The following is an 18918-nucleotide window of genomic DNA, read 5'->3' as shown; positions in this document are numbered from 1 at the left end:
TTGACAACGACTTATTTACTGTTCAAACACCTCTGTAAACAGCGAATAGACTCATTTTTTTCTAGTCCATGGGGTTCCAGGGTCCTAGTTGATGGCCTTTCCACTCGGAACCGTCCTCCCAGATTTCTTTTTTCCAAATCGGTACCGTTTGTTTCAGTCTTTCAATGGCGTAACGGCTTGCATCGTAACAGTCGCTGCGATGAGGCGAGGATACCGCGATAACGACACTGATTTCGGCAACGTCAACTTTGCCAATTCGATGACTGATCGCACAGCGCACACCTGGCCAGCGTTCTGCTATCTCCGTGCCGATCGCCGCCATATGGGACAGCGCCATAGGTACGTATGCTTCGTATTCCAGATAAACAGTGCGTTGTTCACCAGTCATTTCCCGTGTCGTTCCTACAAAAGTTAATGCAGCACCATGATTGGCGGTAATGACCAAGTCGGTCGTTGCCTCAACGGACAAGGGAGCAGTAGTAATTAGAAACATACCATCTTCTGTGCGATGCTCTTGTGTATGAGGGTGATCCATACTCTGGTTCGCCGTACCGTCGCCTCCGGATACAGGAGGGATCAAAGCCAGTTCATCATTCGCCTTAAGTATTGTATCGGCAGGAGCATATCTCTGGTTTACTGCTAAAAATGATGAACGAATCTGTGAGGCAGCTTCAGGGTAAGTTTGACTTAACTGTTCTTTAAGCATAGTAGCTGTAAGCATCTCACCGTCATATTCAAATTCAAGTTGGGATGTATTTAAACGTTCTGCAATACCTGCAAATAGTTGAATTGTAAATTTCATGGAATAACTCGCTCCTTTTTGATCTCTAAACCCTATAAATATATCATAACGACGTAGAAAATGTTATGCTTATCCATTAGAAGAATGTACGTTTAATGAACGCAGGGGAGGCAGTGTAATGCGCAGCAGCGAGAAGCAAACATTAACCATTCTGCACACTAATGATATACACAGTCATTTCGGCTCCATGAGTGCGATCGCTGCTATGATCAATGAGGAACGTGCCCAAGGTGGACATCTGCTTGTCCTTGATATTGGCGACCATATGGATCGAATGGCTGTTGAAACGGAAGGCACACTCGGAATGGCCAACGTAGATGTGCTTAATCTGACAGGTTATGATGCTATTACGATAGGAAATAATGAGGGGCTAACCTTTACGCCAGAGCAACTCGCTCAGTCTTATACGGGGCTCCTTTGTCCGATTGTGTGCGGCAATGTGATAGAACAGGGTACAGGACATCCTCCAGCCTGGATGAAACCTTCGGTTATTGTCGAAAAGGGACCATTTCGCATTGGTCTGCTAGGAGCAACAGCCCCGTTTAACACCTTCTATGAACTGCTGGGCTGGCAAGTGACGGACCCTGTACAAACCTTAAGAGATCAGGTTAAGGTACTGCGTGAACAAGTGGACGTGATCGTTGTTTTATCTCATCTGGGTCTTTCAACGGACAAAAGACTGGCGGAACAGGTTGAGGGCATTGATGTTGTCCTAGGCGGACACACTCATCATGTACTGGAGGAACCGTTGCTGATTGGCAATACCGTTCTGGGGGCGGCGGGTAAATTCGGACAATGGATCGGGAGAGTTGTGCTGGAAAGAGCAGGCCAAGCAGAGCCTGTGCAACTGGTGAGCAGCGGTTGTGTGCCAGTGCAGAGCGGCATGCTGGAAGAACAGGTGTCTCTGGCAATTGCTACGAACCGTACGGAAGCTGAACGATTGCTGGATCAGACGGCCGTGATCACGGATCAAACCTTGCCCGTGTATTATGAGCGGGAATCGCCTTTTGCTATTTTACTTGCACAAGCTGTGCGGCACTTTACAAAAGCAGAAATATCGCTTGTAAATGCGGGCCAGTTACTCGGAAACCTACCACAAGGGAACATTACGAAAGGAATGTTACATTCCCTATGTCCATCTCCAATAAATGCTTGTACAATATGTTTGAAAGGTGATCAAATTCGTGAAGCGCTTGAACAGTCACTGTTGGAGGAATTCTTCTCTAAACCTATCGTGGGATATGGCTTTCGGGGACGTATTCTCGGCATTTTATGCGTGGATGGAATGGAAATTCGTTACGATCCTAATGCGCCAGCCTATGATAAGATCCAATTCATTCATGTGAACGGTATACCTATGGATGGGAAGCGTGAATATGTGGTTGGAACGCTTGATATGTTTACGTTTAATGTGGGGTATCCTTCTTTGGCTCAAGGAAGTAATGTACAATATTATCTTCCGGAATTTATAAGGGATTTGCTGGAAGAGGAATTAAAACGACCAGGGGGGCTGGAGGAGAGTTTGCGTCATCGCTGGTACCAAAGTTAGAAGCTGGAACAAGACTGCCTTCTGCTGATGCGGCGGCTAGTGTTCATTACATCTAAGGAGCGGGAGAGGATAGGCTGTGCGTTTAGTACATATAAACTTATTGCAGCCTGGCATGAAGCTGGGGAAACGAATTTTTAGTGAGGAAGGTCTGGTTTTACTCAGTGAGGACGTAGAACTGACGAGCCGGTTAATCGGACGGTTGAAAGATCTCGGGATTGGATATGTGTACATTCAGGATGCTGCGACAGAAGATATTATCGTGCCTGATATGTTACAGGAAGAGACCAAGCGAAGAGCACTTGTGGAGATCAAACAGCAATTTCAACATATGTCCGGCTTCAAAAGTAAAAATCAGATCACACATTTTGGTAAAGCGCTTAGTGGTGTAATGAACAGCATTCTGGAGGATATCGGTGGTCAAAAGGAAGCGATGATCATGTTAATGGACATGAACTCCAGCGATTTTGACCTATATACTCACTCATTGAATGTTTGTGTGTATACTCTGGTGCTTGGTGTGGCATCAGGTTATACACGTCAGCAACTTATGGAGATTGGTCTAGGTGCTCTGCTTCATGATATTGGAAAAACGCAGATTTCCTCCGATATTTTACATAAACCTTCACGTCTGAGTGATGAGGAATACAAGATTATTCAACAGCATACGACGTATGGACATCGCATTCTCAAGGATGAACCCGGCATCCCTCTTCTTGCAGCACACTGTGCACTGCAGCATCATGAGCGAATTGATGGCAGTGGCTACCCTCTAGGTTTGAAAGGCAATGAAATCCATGAATATGCGAAATGGATTGCTCTTGCCGATTCGTATGATGCCATGACGACCAATCGGGTCTATCGTCAAGCTTTATTGCCGCATCAAGCCGTAGAAGTACTATATACAGGTTCTGGAACGCTTTATGAACAGTGGATGCTTGAAAAATTTAGGGATTGTGTAGCGATCTATCCCGTAGGAATTTCCGTTAAACTGAGTACTGGAGAAGTTGGCGTAGTCGCTGCAATTCAACCTCGCGTGCCACAGCGGCCATTGATTCGTGTGATCAAGGATGCAGAAGGGCAGGTCCTTAGTGCACCCTACGAAATAAATCTTGCTACGCAGCTTTCAGTCATGATTACAGGGGTGGAGGGTGCGGAAGATACTGCTATACTTCCGAAGCAGGAACAGTTGCATAGTTGAGCTAAGGAAGTATAGAGCAAGCAGAGCAGGCGCTCAGGTGGTCATATCGGGAACGTGAAGCGAGTTCCCTATGATTCATGAGCGTTTTTTGTCATGTAATGGTCAGGGTTTGGCTGTGCAGGAAGGTTCGTGATTGTGCTATGATAAAAGATAACTCCCAAAAAAGTATTCTCGGATATGATGTAAATAAAACTTTTTAGGTTAATAAAAGGAATAAGGTGAAGAACAATGACCATGCTAAACTCAGGATCGGTACAACCGATGCCATTATCCCCAACGAATGATCCGTGGGATCCAATTGGGTCTCTGCGTACATATGGCCGGCATGTGCTGACCAGTGTAGAAATGACAGTGACACATCTGTGCAATATGCGATGTGAACATTGTGCCGTAGGGGATATGCTTACGATGCAAGAGGCACCTGCGCTACCACTCTCATTAATGTTGAAACGACTGGATGAGGTGGAGCATCTGCAGACGATCAGTCTGACAGGCGGTGAACCCAGCTTTAGCCAAAAGACAGTAGATGAGATGATCATTCCACTGCTTAAATATGCCAAAGAACGCGGGATTCGCTCCCAGATTAATTCCAATTTGACGCTGGATATCAGCCGTTATGAAAAGCTACTCCCCTACTTGGATGTGATGCACATCTCATTTAATTATTTGAATGCAGATGATTTCCATCAGGTGGGATTCGCCAACAGCGGTAGACAGGTAAAACGTGAAGTCGCCGTGAAAATGTATGAAAAGATGATTGAAAACTCTCGCAAGCTCAGTGAGGCCGGTATGTTTATCTCTGCAGAATCGATGATTAATTATCGAACGCATGATAAGCTGGAGGGCATTCACCAGTTGATTCGGGAAATGGGCTGTGTACGGCACGAAGTGCATCCGATGTACAACTCTAATTTTGCATCTTCTCTTCCAGTGTTATCACTGGATCACATGAGAGCGGCCATTCATCGGTTGCTTGATGTCCGTGATAAAGACATGTGGATGCTTTTCGGAACACTGCCGTTCTTCGCATGCAGTGCAGCCGAGCAGGATCGTGAACTGATTAATCGCTTGTACAGCGAACCTAATGTAACGGTTCGTAATGATCCGGACGGGCGCAACCGTGTTAACGTCAACATGTTTACCGGCAACGTATACGTGACTGATTTCGCGGATATCCCTGCATTTGGCAACATCCATGACCGAAAGCTGGATGACGTATTCCACGAATGGTCTGCGGAGCATCCGCTCAATCAGACGGTAAACTGCCATTGTGATGCTGCATCCTGTTGCGGGCCAAATCTGCTCGTGGCTGATATGTATTATAAAGGCATGGACTTCAAATCTAGAAAAGCTATTTTACGTTAATATTCCAGGTGCATTCCTGAAATAGACAGAGAAGGGGAGTTACATCTTGGACATTCACACCGAATTTCATCTTGGACAGCTGGTATTTAATTTGGTCTGTGTCTTTTTGCTCGTATTTTTGAATGGCGTATTTGTCGCAGCGGAGTTTTCTCTCGTCAAAGTAAGACAGACACGCCTGACACAATTGCAGAGTGAGGGAAACCGTCTGGCTGGTTATGCGTTGAAGGTGAACGGTAAACTGGATGCCTATCTGTCGGCAACACAGTTCGGAATTACACTGACATCTCTTGGACTCGGATGGTTAGGAGAACCTGCAATCTCCAAACTGCTCGTGGAACCGCTAATGTTTAAGCTGGGCGTTTCCGATACGGGCCTGATTACGACGGTATCGGTCGTTATCGGTTTTTGTATCATTACGTTCTTGCATATCGTACTTGGTGAGCTGGCACCCAAATCATTGGCGATTCAAAAAACAGATGGAGTGGCGTTGCTTTTATCCGCACCATTACTATTATTTTATAAAATTTTCTTCCCGTTCATCTGGGTTCTTAATGCATCAGCGAATGCTTTATTACGTTTGGCTGGTATTGAACCCGCGAGTGAAAGTGAGGCCCATTCCGAAGATGAGCTTCGCATCCTGATGAAACAGAGCGCCAAAAGCGGGGTCATCGATAAGGATGAGATCAAGCTGATGGATAATATCTTTGATTTCTCAGACATGCTGGCTCGTGAGGTTATGTTGCCTCGTACAGATATGGACTGTCTGTATACCCATCTGTCGCTGGAGGAAAATCTAAAGATCATCAACGCAACGAAGCATTCCCGTTACCCGGTTGCCGTAGAGGATAAGGACGAGATTATCGGATTTATCCATATCACGGACCTGTTGCTGGCGGAACCGGAGCAACAACAGGATCTGGCTTCAATGGTGCGTCCGATTCTGAACGTTCCCGAGTCGATGGAGATCAGCCATGTGTTACGTTTAATGCAGAAAAAGCACTCCCAGATGACGCTTGTAGTCGACGAATATGGGGGGACTGCAGGATTGCTGACGGCTGAAGAGATTTTGGAAGAAATCGTTGGGGATCTGTATGATGAGTTCGAGGATGAGCGGCCACATATGGAACGAATCGGTGAAGCCTTTTCGATCGATGGACGTTCGTTGATCGAGGAAGTGCATGAATGGACCGGAGCGATCATTGAGGATGAAGAGGTAGATACCATTGGCGGCTGGCTATTCAAAGAACTGGAAGGCAGTCCGGCCAAGGGGAAAACACGTGAGCGGAACGGTTATATCTTCGAAGTCGAAGAGTCTACACGTCTACGTATTAACCGGGTCAAAGTGTACAAGCAAGTAAAAGAACAAGATGAAATCTCGGAAGATGAGCAGTGATCTTCTGTTGTCTCAAGATGATGATCGATGTGAACAATAGCGGATAAGCAAGACCTTTAAGTAAGACCTTTGAAGTGGTGTTCTGGCACCCTTTGAAGGTTTTTTTTGCGTGGTAGGAATAAGTAAGCTTGCTCTGCAATGGCAAGATCCTTCTTATAGTTTCTGTAAAAAGTGATTATCTTGATCATCTCGACATATTGTTATAAGGACAGGAAATGATGGGAATGTACTGTATGCCTTGTGAAGCAATGCCGGAATGCATGTAATTGCATGATAAAGGAGGCGTTTCGATTGAAAGATCCTCTGAAAGATCCTCAGGTTCGGGCATATGTTCCTTTTGTGGGTCCATTTGATCCGTGTAAACCTCTAGGTATTCGTACGTATCTGGTTCCACCGCAATTATTTATTCCTTTTCAGCCGATGGGCTGGCCGCAATACAGTCCGGCAGAAGCTTTAAGGCTCGGCACATTGTGGCCAGCGCTGTACAGTCCGTATACCTCGAAAAAAACGAAGGAAAGGGCGGTGGTGAACGATGGAGAAGGAACAGCCGAAAGCCTGTGACGCCCAATATTACGAACTGCTGGAGGAACTACAGGCGCTGGATTTTGTCCTGGTTGAGCTGAATTTGTATTTGGATACACATCCGGGAGATTTTCAAAGTATCGAACAGTATAACAAGTTCAGCCAGGAACGGATGCGCGTTGCGCATGAGTTTCAGCAGTTATATGGTCCGCTGACGAATTTTGGTCATGCCTTTTCCAAATATCCGTGGGAGTGGTCCCAGACCCCTTGGCCTTGGCAAGTATAAAATCGAAGGAGGCGTCCTGTGCATGTGGGTATATGAGAAAAAATTGCAATATCCAGTTCGGGTGAGTAAATGTGATCCGCATATGGCGAAGCTGTTGATGGAACAATATGGCGGTGCAGACGGAGAGCTCGCAGCAGCCTTACGCTATCTGAATCAACGTTATACCATTCCCGACAAAATTATCGGTCTATTGAACGACATTGCGACTGAGGAATTTTCCCACTTAGAGATGATTGCAACGATGATCTACAAACTCACCAAGGATGCTACGATGGAGCAACTGGAGCTGGCCGGGTTGGATGCTCATTATGCGGCACATGATCGCGCTCTCTTTTATAACAACGCTGCGGGAGTACCCTTCACGGCCACCTATATTCAAGCTAAGGGTGATCCGATCGCGGATTTGTACGAAGATATCGCAGCCGAAGAGAAGGCCCGGGCTACATATCAATGGTTAATTGATTTGACCGACGATGTCGATTTGCAGGACAGCCTGAAATTTTTACGGGAACGCGAGATTGTGCACTCTCTGCGGTTCCGGGAGGCCGTTGAAATTCTGAAGGATGATCGGGAAACGAAAAAAATATTTTGACGAACAAAAGGGAATGAGTAGTGAAAATAGCCATGTAATTTAGCACTAAAACTATCCCATCGACATTTTTCTGTCGGTGGGTTTATGTATGTTATATAGATTAAAAATAGCTCGAGTAAGAAGTTTTAAAGAAAATTTGTACATATTTTAAATTAATAATCTGATAAATTTAAAATGGGAAAAATTGTTTTTTGTTATCTTTTAGACCTGTTATAATTATTTTTATTTGTTAGTTCTATATTTAATTTTAAATTCCATATATTAATTCCAAAAAATTCAAATTTGGATTTAAGTACAGGATAAAGGGGCAACCGATGAAGGCTGAAGTGGTCTACGAGGAAGAAAATATTCACCAGCAAAATGAAAAGGAAAGGAAGCGAAAAACCGATACAGGGCTGAGCTGTTTAATTTTGGTGGCCAACTATCATAACATCTCAGCGGATTATGAGCAGATTAAACACTCTTTTGCTATCGGTGATGATGGGACGAACACGTTGCAAATGCTCAAAGCATCGAGGGACCTGGGGTTAAAATCCAAAAAGGCAAGGATTCCACTAAAACGTTTGTATAAGCTGCCGCTACCTTCGGTGTTGATTACCAAAGAGGGAGAGTACTTAGTTCTCGCCAAAACAAACGATGATCAGTTTCTTATCTTCGATCCGCTCGTAGGCAAACCGTCTTCGATTTCCGTTAAAGAAATGGAAGAAATATGGAGCAACGAGGTCATTTTATTTTCTCCTAAAGTTAAAACTGCGCATTCGGAAGCCTTTGGTCTCAAGTGGTTTCTACCCGCATTGTGGAGGCACAAAAAGATACTAGCTGAAGTGTTGCTGGCGTCCTTGTTTATTCAATTATTTGGCCTGGTATCTCCGCTCATTACACAAGTAATTATTGACAAGGTTCTTGTGCACCACGGACTCTCCACTCTAAATGTGCTCGCGATCGGTCTGTTGATTATTATCATATTTGAGTTGATTCTTGGAATCAGCCGTACATACGTTTTTACCCATACGACCAGCCGAGTTGACATTACCCTGAGCACAAAGCTGTTCAGTCATTTGTTTCGTCTTCCCTTATCCTATTTTGAGAATCGGAGAACAGGCGCAACTATTGCTCGCGTAAGGGAATTGGAGAATATTCGTCAGTTCCTAACAGGGTCTCCTTTTACGGCAGTACTTGATCTGTTATTCATCGTTGTATACATAGCTGTTATGTTTGCGTTCAGTTCTAATTTAACATTTATTGCGTTAGGCACGTTGCCTTTATACGCCCTGCTATCGTTAATCTTTACTCCTTTATTGCGAAATAGGCTGGAGGAGCGGTTTCAACGCGGCTCAGAGTCCCAATCCTATCTGGTTGAGGCAGTATCCGGTATTCAGACGATCAAATCATTCGCACTTGAGCCGATTTCTCAGAAGAAGTGGGAAGGACTGCTCTCCAATTATACAAGAGCTACGTTTAAAGTGCTCCTGTTATCCGGTACGGCAGGCTCGCTTGCGCAGTTTATCCAGAAAATATCAAATCTCGTTATTTTGTTCTACGGTACACATCTGGTATTGGCGGGGACAATATCGGTCGGACAATTGATTGCTTTCCAGATGCTGGCCTCACGCGTCAGCGATCCAGTGTTACGGCTGGTACAGATGTGGCAGGATTTCCAGCAGACTGGTATTTCCATTAACAAACTAAAAGATATTTTCGAGGTTAAGCCGGAACCGGCAGTCTCAGTATCCAAAACGAGATTGCCGCGGATTCAAGGGAAGATTGGCTTTGAGTCCGTCACCTTCCGCTATAAAGTAGATGGTCCGGAAATTATAAGGGATCTCTCGTTTGCGATCCAGCCAGGAACGGTTGTTGGAATCGTGGGCCGCAGTGGTTCCGGTAAAAGCACGGTTTCCAAGCTGATTCAGAGGCTCTACGTGCCTGAGTCCGGTAAAATTCTAATCGACGGAGTGGACATTTCCTTGGCCGACCCATCGTGGTTGCGTCGACAGATTGGTGTCGTGCTGCAGGAGAACTATCTGTTCAGTGGAACGATCCGGGAGAATATCGCATTGAATAACCCCTCTGCCCGGATTGAGGATATTGTTCGGGTGGCTCATTTGGCGGGAGCGCATGATTTTATTATTGGGCTGGCAGAAGGGTATGACACGATGGTCGGTGAACGGGGTGAGGGATTATCTGGCGGACAACGGCAGAGAATAGCGATTGCCCGGGCGCTCCTATCGAATCCTCGCATCCTGATCTTCGACGAAGCGACCTCAGCGCTTGATTATGAATCGGAACGAATCATTCAGAATAATCTGCAAAAAATCTGTGCAGGTCGTACCGTAATCATCATTGCCCACCGGCTATCTACACTCAGAACAGCCAGTAAGATTATCGTGCTGGATAAAGGACATCTAGTTGAAGCTGGATCACATCAAAGCTTGCTGGCAAACAAAGGGCTATACCATTATCTCTATAACCAGCAGGAGAGGGAATAGACATGTTTGGATTAAAATCGGATCGTTTGGAATATGAATTTTTACCGGCAGCCATAGAAATTGAAGAGACCCCACCAGCACCGCTCGGACGCTGGCTGATTTGGACAATCATTATTCTTTTTGTCATTGTGGTGGCCTGGTCTTATCTGGGTAAGGTTGATGAAGTCGCAGTGGCTCGTGGGAAAGTCATTCCAGATGGTCGAACCAAGGTCCTACAGCCGCTCGAAGGGGGAACCATCAAGGAAGTGCTGGTAACCGAAGGGGAGCATGTACAAAAGGGGCAACTGCTGATTGAACTCGATTCGACGACCTCTGAGGCAGACATTCAAGAGATGGCCAAGCAGTTGTACGTAGCCAAACTGCAAAAAGCGATGCTTGAAGCTGAACTTGAGGGCAACGCTTTTGAGGGGCTGGCAACGGGAGAAGTTCCACCTGCCGGTTCTGCCATTGATACAGAAAATGTTCTGCAAGTACAAATGCAACTGCGCGAGGCTCGGGATGAGGAGTTCAAGAGTAGAATCAAAGCCGCCGAACTCGTCGTCTCCCAGACCCGACAGGAGCTTAATATGGAACGTGCAGCATTGGAATTGTCCAACAAAGACTATGCGCTCGCCCTAATGAAATCACAAAACGGTGGGGATGAAAACTTCACAGACAGTGCGGATCTGCTTCAGGCGGATAATGATTTGAATAAATCGTTACTGGCTATAGATGCACAGGAAAAAAGGATCGCAAAGGCGGAAGATGCACTGGCTGAAGCCGAAGAAAATGTCATCTCAATTAAGAAACAACGTAGCAGAACAGTATTGGACGAACTTGTTGAGAATGAGAAGACTCTTTACACTCTGGAATCCGAATTAACCAAAGCAGAGAAACGGTTTGAACTGCAGCAATTAACTTCACCAGTAGATGGAACAGTGCATGGGTTGTCCTCTTTTACTATAGGGGGAGTGGTGACTTCGGCTGAGGATGTCATTTCTATCGTGCCGGATGATACGCCCCTCATTGTAGAGGCTACCATTGCTAATCAGGATATTGGTTTTATTAAGAAGGGACAGGCTGCCAACGTGAAGGTGGATACCTTTCCTTTTCAGAAATACGGTTACCTGCAAGGCGAAATTATCTACGTAAGCCCGGATGCCTTTGAAGATGAGAAGCTCGGACCGGTCTTTAAGGCTAAGTTGAAGGTGTTGTCCACGGAGACATCCAGTGGCAGTCGGATTAAATTAACCCCGGGTATGTCGGTGTCCGTTGAGGCAAAAACAGGGCAAAGACGGATTATTGACTTCTTCCTGTCACCGCTCAAAAAGGCTGCCGAAGAGAGTTTCACGCTAAGATAAACATAAAGGGGAAGAAAGATGAAGAAAGTAATTGCAATTTGCATGACTATAGGTCTATGTATTCTATTTATTTCTGCTCCTGGACAACTCTTCGCCCAAGGCAAAAATGTAGCAACAAAGACGGTGGGAAAGGTGTTTGTGAGCAAGAACAGTTATATCGAAATCATTGAGCCATATTTAGTGCAGTGGGGAAAAGATAACGTGCTGTCGTTCAAGGTTCGCCTATTTAACGGAGGTCAGGCTCCGTTGGACCTATTAAGGTATGGCATCACGGTAAAGACGAACGCAGGTGATCCAGGAAATGCGCTGCGAGTGAAGGATGCACAGCAGAAAACGAAAGTCTTGCCACGGTCAAGCAGAGAGTTCACTTATTATGCAACAGTTCCCAATCAGACTCAGCTTGCCAGCGTAGAGTTTGATGTAAAGGAATGGAACATTAATTATGCTGGATTCAGCAAGTCCATTGGCAGGATCAAGATGCCGGGAAATTATTCGAATACGGTAGCTGCTGGAGATAATAAAATCACACATCTGCAAAACAATCAAATTCAGATGTCATTAGGGGAATTCTTCAGTTATCAAGCATCTAATGAACGAGTGTATACTCTGGTATTCCAAGTGGAAAACCGGGGGACGGAGCCGGTAAAACTTCCTGCCTATAGTTATTGGCTGCAGGCGGATTCTGGTGAACTATATCCATTTCAGACTGAAGGGGATACCAGTAACACGCTGAACTCCAAACAACGGCTTACGATGGATCTACATGCCGCTGTTCCCAAAGCTTCCAAAGCCAAATCATTCAAGCTGCTGTTGGCTACGGATGAAAACAGTGTGAATCTTACAGTTCATTGTTTTAAGCTTCCAGAAGCCCGTGACTGGACCAAACTCCCTGTAGATAAAGCAAAAGCACATTATATTAGACCTGGGAAAGACCAGTTCTTGTTTCAGGTGGACCCGCTATACATATCGGCCAGTGATTTGCCGCAGATGGATGTAGGAACAACGATTACACTTAAAAATAATAATAAACATGCTGTCGTTAACCCGAGCCTCGCTTATTTTGTTGAAGCAAACAAGATCACCTATTTATTGGCTCAAAGCGATACTACAGCGGAGAAAACACTGGATGCACTTGAGCAACTGAAGATGTCTCTTTCTGCGGATATTCCCAAATCTTTAAGAAACTACAACATGAATCTGATCGTTGCAAAAGCATTAAGCGGTGGTGAGGAGCCGGTGTATAAACCTCTGTTGAAGATACCACTGAACAAATCGGCGGAGGTAGAGCAAGCCAAACCAGACACGCTTACCCAAACCGCGCTAAAAGATGGGTCACCTTATTCCCTTATTGTGAGCAATGTGATGGGACGCTTGGATGGGAAATATAGAATAGTAGAAGGCACGCTCACTATTGTAAATGATGGTGAACAAAAGATACGGTTACCCGAATTTAAGGTTCGAGGTTCTGTAGGTCAGAAGTATAGCTACGAAGGGTCTCTAACAGATGCTCAAGCGGAAAATGTACTAAGACCGCAAGATCGAGAGAGCCTGACCTTTCAATTACAACTTCCCGAGAATGTGGGATTACAGGATTTTAAACTGATCTTGGAAGAACCCTTTCAGCAGGGAAATGATAAATTGTACCGGCCAGTAGCAGCGTTTAGTCTGCCTGATTTACAGAATACTCAGATGGTGTCGGGAGATTGGGTATATTTCTCAACGGAAAAGGGAGACTTCAAAATCAAAAGAGTTTCTACATACCGTTTACCCGTTGATGGGGAAGATGCGGTTGTGAGTGAATTTGAATTGTACAGTAGTTCCTATCAAAGTGGCGCTTTACCGGAGTTCAAAGCAGCTTATGCAGTGGATCGTATTTCCGTGGAGGCCCGGCCGGTTGTGTTGGACAAAGTAATCAGTGCCACATTAGATACACCAATCTCCTTGCAGGTGATCGGGAAAATCCCGTATTCAATGCCTACAGGTGAGGTGAATATGCTTCTCCAGGTAGATGAAAAGGGAGCAAGCCGGAGCATCGGCCAATTTCGGATTGATGCCCTGGATACAGCGCCACAACATGAATCTGGTGATACCTATTCGCTAAATATAGCTGGCCGTGAATCAGAAACGCAAATGTACAAAGTTCTGGTGTATCCCGGAACGACTGAAGACCTGGTGGAAGTACAGATGATCCAGCGGAATAAGAATAAACGGACGCAAGTGCTTAATCCCATGTATGGTTACTTTCAGAGTAAAGATGGAATGTATTATCCACTTGAATATGAAACGAATGCTGAACAAAGTGTGAAGTATGGCAATGTGGCTATTCATTCCTTAGCCGGAAGAGTGCCAAAAGGAACGGAATTGGCGGATTTGAAGCTGCTGTTTGGCCTGGCCATCCATGACAAAATGATCGCAGATACCGGCGGCAATGCAGATGCCTTTGTCAAACCTGCTTTGTTTACATTGATGGAGGATAAAGGGACTGCGGGCACCGGACTTGCTCAGATGAATGCTGGTCCTTACAGTCTGGATATCTCCTATCCACAGACCAAGCTGGTCTCAGGTTACAACGGAACCCTGGAGTTTACAGCCGGATTAACGAAGCAAGTGTCTTTTGATTCGTTTGATGCGAACCACAAGATCATCATTCAACTGGAGAACGCCGGTGAGCTCATCACACAGAAGGAGTTTGGATTAAATACGGCGGAAGATACAAGCAACTTTACTTTGGTTACCAGAAAATTCAAGATAGATGGTATCTCAACAAGCCTCACCACGCCCTCTCTGCAAGTGAAGGTGTACCTTAGTTTCAAGGGGGAAAAGAAACTGATTGGGGAGCAGGCGGTAGAGGTGAACTTTGTGAAGCAGTATTAATTTAAAAGCGATGGAAAGGAACTTGTGATGAAATTTCGGAAAATACCATTTTGGATTATAGCATTAATTCTCGTACCCTTGATCTATCTTGTTGTTGTAAATCCCCTCTTTTTGATCAAACTATTCTCTGCTATCGGCTCTCCCAGTTCGGGGGAAATAAAGAATGAGACACGTAAATTCATGGAAGAGAGATACGATAGGCCATTCCGGATCTTAACTCTGAAGGAAACGAATTTGAGTGGATATTATGAGGGACGTGGGGTATCGGTCGAGGAAGATCTAACTTTTAGTTTCGCCAAAAGTCCAGGCAGAGATCCGCAAACGGATTATCGGCTTAATGTGTGGGCCAAATCTTTAATTACCCCCTTCGTAGACAACAATGAAGTTAAGTATGAAGTGGACTATCAATCGCCGTCTCTGTCCTTTAATGACAACATGGGGCTTGATTATTGGGATAACAATTTCTTGATCAAACCAGAAGAGGTTTCTATAAAAATCTCCTTTATGTACACCCATAAAATGAGCAGGGAACAAATCTTTTCTATCATAAAAAAAATGAAGGTTCAAGGAATAGGTAATCTAAGCATATTGTTATACCCTACGGTAGATTCCCCGGACCTGCCTTTGTTGGCTGAGCTGGGATTTTCAGAATATTATGAAAAAAACACAAACGAATTCATTGGGAAATGTGAAATCCTCAATCAAGAACATCTGAATGACATTAATGATTTTGAAGTAGGCAATTCATGTTTGAGGGATAAATAATGTTAAAGGGGCGTATTATTACATGATAACCGATTATGAATTTTTGCGACTAAGTCAGGAGATCTACAAAAAACAAACTACAGGTCCAAATCTACTTGAAATTCCTCTTCCACAAAAATACTCCTTTTCGGAAAGCAAATGGAGAGTGTTATCTGTAGAGGATCAAAATTCACGGAACGGATTTTATGGAGCGTCGTTTGCACGTGTGGTGAATGGTCAGACGACTGGTGAGGTTGTTTTTGCTTTTAGAGGATCGGAAGGGCAAATTCCTTTTAATTTGGATTGGTATAACGAGAACGTTACATTAGACTGGTATTCACAACAATTTTTAATGGGTGCAGTCAAATTATTCAAGAACACTAAGAATTTAGTGTCATATAACGAGTTCAAAAATGTTAAATATAGTTTTACAGGCCATTCATTGGGAGGGAAACTGGCTCAACAACTGCTATACGAATGTGTAGAGAGTAAAATCAGTCCGTATATTAACGTGAATCGAGAACAAGTTGGCAAAGCAGTTATCTTCAATGCAGCCCGAACACACGATAAATACTATCCTGGCAGTAATCTGCCACCTTCGGACTACCGTCCAAAAAATTCTATCGCATTAGACCAATATCCGGTAACGAACTATATCCTTGAAGGTGAAGTTCTAAATACATATGTCAAAATAGGTACTCATCTAGGGAAACAGGTAGAATTGCCTTTCAGTTATAAAACTAGTGATGCAACCGGAGCCGCTGCCAGACATAATGCGTTCAGTTCGTTTGAATATTATATGAATAACAAGGGATACTTTGATAAGGAAAGTATTATAGGTACAGAAAGTTCAGACGTATTATATGGACGTGATTCTGCTGATGTAATTGTAGGCGGTAAAGGAAATGATACGATATATGGACAAGCCGGATCAGACACCTATAAATTTTTCAAAGGTCATGGTCAAGATATAATCAGAGAAACACGCGATAGTAATAGCAAGCAGGATGAACTAATTATTTACGGTCACTCATATGAGAATACAAAAATTATCTTTCCATCTAGCATAAGAAGATCCTCGACGAATAGATTAGTTAAAATGGTCTTCAAAGGATCAACGGATAGTATTTTATTACAATATAGTTACAGTTCTAAGGACTCTGTTGGAAGTGTTGAGAAAGTATCTTTTGCAGATATAAATACAAACCAGATTATAAAAACTATAAATATGAAGGAAGTCATTACAAATATCATTAAAAACTATGTTCCAAAATTGGGTGTCAGTAATGACTTAGACAGATTAGTAGATCCTAATAAGGCTTATATTGATCCTGTAATATTGGATTTTGACAACAACAGCAGCAACAATACAATTGGCATTAATGATAGCGCTGTTTACTTTGATTATAATGCGGATGGATTCGCTGAGAAAACAGGATGGGTGAATTCTAAAGATGGTATGTTGGTGCGGGATATTAACAAGGACGGAAAGATAAATAACGGATCTGAGTTGTTTGGTCAATATACGACGCTAAGAGATGGGACTTTGGCGGAAAGCGGTTTTGAGGCTTTGCTGGATTTGGATGATAACGGAGATCGAATTATTAACCAGTTAGATGCTGGGTTCCAGCAATTGCAAGTCTGGCAGGATTCGAATTCAGATGGAATAACGGATGCGGATGAATTAATGACGATTAGAGATCTTGGTATTACGGAGTTTATATTAAAGGATCACGGAAATCTGAAATGGCCGGATGGATCTACAGGTAATAGTGAAACTGGACAAGCTACTTACGGAACTAATGATGGGAAATTTCACCCCATGATCGAGTATAGCTTGAAAACTGCACCTTACGATACGGTGGCTGATGAATGGATGGAAGAACCGGAGGCTATTCAGTTATTGCCGGATGTAGCCGGAAGTGGACTTTTATTCAGTTTCCATCAAGCGATAATGAGGGATGCCAGTGGACAACTTAAGCAGTGGGTACAGCAATTCCAGACGGAAACAGACTTAGCGGTTCGTAATGACCTGATTGATCGAATGGTGTATAAATGGACAGGCGCAGATCAGGTAGAGCCTGACAGCCGTGGAGGTATTGTTGACGCACAGAAGTTGGTTGTAATCGAGAAATATTACGGTGTTAGTCAACCGGGATATATTCCGCCTTCTGATACTGCCGATATGATTCAAGAATTCTATAATGACATTAAGGAAAATATATATGCCGAGCTAATGGCACAGACACATTTGGCTTTTCTTTATAATGAAGTATCTATTGTATGGAGTACAGACAAGTTTGTCGTGGATTTAACCGGAGTTCAGAATAAACTACAATCCAATTTAGCAGGCGGAAGCAGTATGGCTAAGATACAATTGGGTGAGTTTTTCCGTACTGCCAAACAACTATATCAAACAGACTCAATTGGATTGAATAAGTTAGGAAACTTTTTTTCAAGTCAAAATATTGAATGGGCATGGATCGTAGAGTCGAATTTGAAGAACAGTATTAGTGGAACTTCCGAGGGGGAACTACTGACAGGCACTGCAGGAGATGACGCGATCTTAGGTGGCAATGGCAACGATATTCTCAATGGGAATAAAGGCAACGATGCCTTATTCGGTGGTGCAGGTAATGATACCTATGTGTTTGGAAAAGATAGTGGGACTGTCCAAATTTATGAAGATGATGCTACAGCAGGAAATTCAGATAGTATCCAGCTTGGTGAAGGCATCTTACCGGATCATGTGAAGCTGAGCAGAGATCAATATGACCTGCTGGTTTCTATCGGTGACAGTGCCAACAAGATCAATGTCCGTAATTTTTTTAAGAGTGAGAATCAGAGAGTGGAAAGCATTGTTTTTGCCAACGGAAGTATTTGGGATGTTGAATACATATTAAGTCATGCGCTCACGGAAATAAGCGGAACAGATCAACTGGATACCTTCTATGGTACGGAGTTTGGGGATAGGTATAGAGCAGGTGATGGTGATGATACTGCTTTCGGGGGAGCAGGTTACGATATCCTGATGGGTGAAGCGGGAAATGATCATTTGGCCGGGCAATCGGGGAATGATACCTTGGATGGTGGTACAGGCAATGATTACCTTGATGGCGGAGTTGGCAACGACACCTATATATTTGGGAAAGGATATGGTAGTGACACGATTATAGACAGCGACTCTACTGCAGGAAATTATGATCGAGTGCTATTTAATGCTGGGTTATTGCCCAATGAAGTGACTATCGTACGCAACGGAAGTGATTTAGAACTGGTAGTTAAGGGAACCGACGATAAGTTGAAAATTGTTAATTATTTTGGAAGTATTAGTAATGTTGTTGAAGCCATAAGCTTCTCAGATGGGACGCTATGGGATTATAACTTTGTCTTGAATCATGCTACTGCTCCTGTAGTGGGTACCGCGGGGGTTACGTTAATAGGAACGAATGGTAATGATGTTTTGCAGGGGGGGATTGGAAATGACACGCTGTATGCGGGAAGCGGAGACGATGTGCTGGACGGCGGCAGTGGGGATGACAAACTGTACGGGGATCGACTTAGCGGGGGCTCAGGCTCGAGTTCTAACGGAAATGACACATATGTCTTCGGGAAGGGGTATGGACAAGATACGGTCTATGACTGGGATGGTAAAACAAACAATATAGACACCATTCAAATGCTCGTTGGTCCAGAGGAAGTGGATGTGATGCAAGACAACATGGATCTGATGATTCGCATCAAAGAGACGGGAGAAAAGATCCGGG

13 protein-coding genes are annotated in these 18918 nt (G+C 44.1%); 12 read left to right on the top strand and 1 reads right to left on the bottom strand.

Annotated features, from left to right (window positions below; all coding sequences use genetic code 11):
• Positions 1–61: 61 nt before the first annotated feature.
• Positions 62–802 (bottom strand): molybdenum cofactor biosynthesis protein, encoded by a 741-nt coding sequence (locus EC604_RS15240; protein ID WP_123064987.1) that lies wholly within the window; start codon positions 800–802, stop codon positions 62–64.
• 118 nt (positions 803–920) lie between these two features.
• Here EC604_RS15240 and EC604_RS15235 point away from each other — a divergent pair, with 118 nt between their 5' ends.
• From EC604_RS15235 to EC604_RS15180, 12 genes are all read left to right on the top strand, one after another.
• The gene (locus EC604_RS15235; RefSeq protein WP_123064986.1) at positions 921–2351 is read left to right on the top strand and encodes a bifunctional metallophosphatase/5'-nucleotidase; all 1431 of its coding nucleotides are present in this window, start codon (positions 921–923) and stop codon (positions 2349–2351) included.
• Between the two features lie 76 nt (positions 2352–2427).
• Positions 2428–3549 carry an HD-GYP domain-containing protein gene (locus EC604_RS15230; protein ID WP_123064985.1) on the top strand — a complete coding sequence of 374 codons (1122 nt, stop codon included), beginning with the start codon at positions 2428–2430 and terminating at the stop codon, positions 3547–3549.
• Positions 3550–3777: 228 nt separating this feature from the next.
• Positions 3778–4914: a radical SAM/CxCxxxxC motif protein YfkAB gene (gene yfkAB, locus EC604_RS15225; protein ID WP_123064984.1), complete on the top strand. Its 1137-nt coding sequence runs from the start codon at positions 3778–3780 to the stop codon at positions 4912–4914.
• A gap of 46 nt (positions 4915–4960) precedes the next feature.
• On the top strand, positions 4961–6307 hold the full coding sequence (locus tag EC604_RS15220; RefSeq protein WP_123064983.1) for a hemolysin family protein: 1347 nt from the start codon (positions 4961–4963) through the stop codon (positions 6305–6307).
• A 270-nt stretch (positions 6308–6577) separates the two neighbouring features.
• Positions 6578–6868, top strand: a complete 291-nt coding sequence (locus tag EC604_RS15215) for a spore coat associated protein CotJA (protein ID WP_090920510.1) — start codon at positions 6578–6580, stop codon at positions 6866–6868.
• On the top strand, positions 6840–7115 hold the full coding sequence (locus EC604_RS15210; protein WP_123064982.1) for a spore coat protein CotJB: 276 nt from the start codon (positions 6840–6842) through the stop codon (positions 7113–7115). The genes EC604_RS15215 and EC604_RS15210 overlap by 29 nt, the downstream gene beginning before the upstream one ends.
• A 22-nt stretch (positions 7116–7137) precedes the next feature.
• On the top strand, positions 7138–7707 hold the full coding sequence (locus EC604_RS15205; RefSeq protein WP_123064981.1) for a manganese catalase family protein: 570 nt from the start codon (positions 7138–7140) through the stop codon (positions 7705–7707).
• A gap of 314 nt (positions 7708–8021) precedes the next feature.
• On the top strand, positions 8022–10193 hold the full coding sequence (locus EC604_RS15200) for a type I secretion system permease/ATPase (protein ID WP_123064980.1): 2172 nt from the start codon (positions 8022–8024) through the stop codon (positions 10191–10193).
• Positions 10194–10195: 2 nt separating this feature from the next.
• The gene (locus tag EC604_RS15195) at positions 10196–11533 is read left to right on the top strand and encodes an HlyD family type I secretion periplasmic adaptor subunit (protein ID WP_123064979.1); all 1338 of its coding nucleotides are present in this window, start codon (positions 10196–10198) and stop codon (positions 11531–11533) included.
• Positions 11534–11551: 18 nt separating this feature from the next.
• Complete coding sequence (locus tag EC604_RS15190; protein ID WP_123064978.1) at positions 11552–14407, top strand: hypothetical protein; 2856 nt, start codon at positions 11552–11554, stop codon at positions 14405–14407.
• A 27-nt stretch (positions 14408–14434) separates the two neighbouring features.
• Complete coding sequence (locus tag EC604_RS15185; RefSeq protein ID WP_123064977.1) at positions 14435–15172, top strand: hypothetical protein; 738 nt, start codon at positions 14435–14437, stop codon at positions 15170–15172.
• A gap of 22 nt (positions 15173–15194) precedes the next feature.
• Positions 15195–18918 (top strand): calcium-binding protein (locus EC604_RS15180; protein ID WP_275670040.1); only part of this gene is annotated, 3724 nt, incomplete at its 3' end.

This window comes from Paenibacillus amylolyticus, assembly GCF_003719335.1.
In the GTDB taxonomy this organism is placed as follows: domain Bacteria; phylum Bacillota; class Bacilli; order Paenibacillales; family Paenibacillaceae; genus Paenibacillus; species Paenibacillus amylolyticus_D.
Note: the sequence above shows the minus strand (reverse complement) of the source record. Positions and strands in the feature narration are given on the sequence as shown.

Bases quoted from the DNA above. Each gene is read 5' to 3' on its own strand.
- yfkAB (WP_123064984.1), top strand. From the start codon at position 3,778: ATGACCATGCTAAACTCAGGATCGGTACAACCGATGCCATTATCCCCA.
- EC604_RS15215 (WP_090920510.1), top strand. From the start codon at position 6,578: ATGATAAAGGAGGCGTTTCGATTGAAAGATCCTCTGAAAGATCCTCAG.
- EC604_RS15200 (WP_123064980.1), top strand. From the start codon at position 8,022: ATGAAGGCTGAAGTGGTCTACGAGGAAGAAAATATTCACCAGCAAAAT.
- EC604_RS15205 (WP_123064981.1), top strand. From the start codon at position 7,138: ATGTGGGTATATGAGAAAAAATTGCAATATCCAGTTCGGGTGAGTAAA.
- EC604_RS15240 (WP_123064987.1), bottom strand. From the start codon at position 802: ATGAAATTTACAATTCAACTATTTGCAGGTATTGCAGAACGTTTAAAT.
- EC604_RS15190 (WP_123064978.1), top strand. From the start codon at position 11,552: ATGAAGAAAGTAATTGCAATTTGCATGACTATAGGTCTATGTATTCTA.
- EC604_RS15235 (WP_123064986.1), top strand. From the start codon at position 921: ATGCGCAGCAGCGAGAAGCAAACATTAACCATTCTGCACACTAATGAT.
- EC604_RS15185 (WP_123064977.1), top strand. From the start codon at position 14,435: ATGAAATTTCGGAAAATACCATTTTGGATTATAGCATTAATTCTCGTA.
- EC604_RS15195 (WP_123064979.1), top strand. From the start codon at position 10,196: ATGTTTGGATTAAAATCGGATCGTTTGGAATATGAATTTTTACCGGCA.
- EC604_RS15210 (WP_123064982.1), top strand. From the start codon at position 6,840: ATGGAGAAGGAACAGCCGAAAGCCTGTGACGCCCAATATTACGAACTG.